At 41.9% G+C, this 2,659-nt stretch carries 2 protein-coding genes; both read left to right on the top strand.

What is annotated here, in order from left to right:
• Positions 1-601 precede the first annotated feature (601 nt).
• Positions 602-1,528 carry an IS30 family transposase gene (locus JMW64_RS13710; protein ID WP_037025096.1) on the top strand — a complete coding sequence of 309 codons (927 nt, stop codon included), beginning with the start codon at positions 602-604 and terminating at the stop codon, positions 1,526-1,528.
• A gap of 49 nt (positions 1,529-1,577) precedes the next feature.
• Positions 1,578-2,659: AOC03_06830 family ribosome hibernation factor (locus tag JMW64_RS13705; protein WP_201555343.1), on the top strand; the 1,082-nt coding region annotated here is incomplete at its 3' end.

The raw sequence follows: 2,659 nt of genomic DNA, 5'->3' as shown, positions 1-2,659 counted from the left end.
TATGGGGTGAATTTTCTGACAATATCTATTGGTTGCAAATCGACTGATTCATCTTATAAAAATTATCTTATTCTATAAATTCTATCTAAAGGGTTATCTAAATGATGGGTATTATGCCGCGAGAATACAACCCGCTTCACTCATAATACATCATCCACAATACAATCAATGTTTACTTTGCTAGTAAACCTAGCGTTTAACTACAGATATCAAATCTCACATACAATATAGATTGCTCTGCTTACAAAGTGTCATCATTTGCTTTCAAATCAGCCCTATAGCACGTGAGATTAAGTTGGTAGCATCGTAGTGGTACTTCTTTCTAAAGAAGGATAAACCAAACCCTTAGCTAGAAAAAGATAAAAGTTGGATAAGAAATTTATAAAAAGAACTTGATCAAGGAATGCTGAGGTTCTGTATTAATTATTACCGTAAAACTCATTGAATTTTGATAATTCATATAAAAGTATTTCTACTCATAAGATCAATAACTAATAACTTAGATTAACACATGAAGTGCAATATCAAAGAGCAGGTGAAAAAGAGGCCTAGATGCGCTAGCATCAAAGCTACTATCCACCGCCAAAGTGAGATTGCAACCATGAGCTATACACATCTAAGCCTAGAGGAACGATATCAGATTTATGCCCTTAGAGGGGCACAACATAGTATTAAATTTATAGCAGGGGCGTTAGGCAGAAGTCCCAGCACCATATCAAGAGAGCTTAGACGCAATAAAAGCCTACGAGGCTACCGGGCAAAGCATGCAGACAACACCGCTAAAGCGAGGCGAGCAAATAATGCCTTCACCATCATTTTAAACGTCTGGGACTGGGTCGTGACTAAGCTTAAACTGCAGTGGAGTCCTGAGCAAATAGCAGGCGTTCATAGTGGAGTCAGTCACACGAGTATCTATCGTTACTTATGGACGGATAAGAGGCAAGGCGGCACGCTATGGCAGTATTTAAGACGCAAAGCCAAACCCTATCGTCAAAGGCTTACCACTGAGACTCGTGGGCGTATTAATGACAGGATCTCAATTCATGAGCGCCCTCATGTAGTAAAAGAGCGATCCCGCATCGGTGATTGGGAAGCGGACACCATCATTGGTCAAAACCATAAACAAGCTATCGTGACAGTGGTAGAGCGAAAGACAGGTTTGGTTAAGATGAAGCGAGTGACTAAAAAGAGTGCTCATCTGGTCGCGGATGCGATGGTGGTAATGCTAACTCCAGTGAAACTACACGTTAAGACGATTACGTCCGATAATGGCAAGGAATTTGCGGATCATAAAGCCATTAAGCAAAGACTCTATAGTGGGTTCTACTTTGCTGATGCTTATGCCTCATGGCAACGAGGAACAAACGAAAATACCAATGGCTTGATTAGAGAGTACTTGCCTAAAGGATGTGACTTTAGACAAGTATCTGATGATGAGGTTCAAAACATTGAAGACAGGTTAAACAACAGACCAAGAAAACGATTAGGGTTTAAAACGCCAAACCAGGTGTTTTATTCCATTACTTAGCGTTGCACTTGGTGTGTTAACCTAGGTAATAAAACAAGGAGCAATATTTATGAAAGCGACTCTCAAAAGTTTACGCGAAACCAAGGCTAATCCTGCGGTCAGTATTTTTGTTAAAACTCACCGCGAACATCCTGATAATGACAAAGATCCTATCGCCCTTAAAAACCAGTTAAAAGTTGTCGAAGAGCGTCTCACCAAAGAGTACGATAAGCGCACAGCAACGACTATTTTGGACAACATTCACGCCAAAACTAATGAGCTAAACCATAATTATAACCTTGATACTTTAGCGATATTTGCCAGTGTTGATGACGTACAAGTAATTCGTATGCCGATTGATACGACCGAACGCGTGGTCATTTCAAACAGATTTGCTACTCGTGATTTGGTTCGCGATATGGCAAGCGCGGTACATTACTATACAGTGGTACTGACCCGTGATAGTGCCCGCTTGATTGAAGCATCTAATGATCGCGTTGTTAGAGAGCTTGATAAAGATGATGACGTGCAAAACAATATGGAAAGTATTGCCTTTCCTATCGAGAATAACGGTCTGTATACAACCAGTGACGGTGGCTCTGACCGTTCTGCAAGTAACGAAAGCAGTCATTTAAAAGAGTTCTTTAACCAAGTGGATAAGAGCGTACAAGAGCTGTGGGGCGAGCATAAAATGCCTCTCGTCATCGTCGGTGACGCAAAAAATATCGGCTATTATAAAGAAGTATGTGACCGTCCAGAAAACATCATTGCCACGGTATCAAACGCCACCAATCTAGAAGATGGTAGCGCCCAGCATATCGTCGATTGTGTACAAGAGGCGGTAGAAGAGTACCGTACTTCATTACACCAAGCGGCCATGGGTGAAATTGATAAAGCTCGCGGTGCCAATATGTTGCAGACTGACTTACAAGAAGTCTATCGCAGCGCCTTCCAAGGAGCGGGCGAGACCCTCTATGTGCGCCGTGGTTATATACAATCTGCCAAGATTGACGAAAAAGCACAGACTTTAAGCATCGCTAATGATGCTGCTGCAGAAGGTGTCACAGATGATGCGATTGGTGAAATCATTGAGCACGTGATTCACAATGGCGGTGAGGCTGTGTTTATGCCGCAAGACATCATGGGCGAAGA

It is taken from the genome of Psychrobacter immobilis, from assembly GCF_904846065.1.
Lineage (GTDB): Bacteria > Pseudomonadota > Gammaproteobacteria > Pseudomonadales > Moraxellaceae > Psychrobacter > Psychrobacter immobilis_H.
Note: the sequence above shows the minus strand (reverse complement) of the source record. Positions and strands in the feature narration are given on the sequence as shown.

Excerpts from the sequence above, each read along its gene's own strand:
- JMW64_RS13710 (WP_037025096.1), top strand. The coding sequence starts at position 602 with ATGAGCTATACACATCTAAGCCTAGAGGAACGATATCAGATTTATGCC.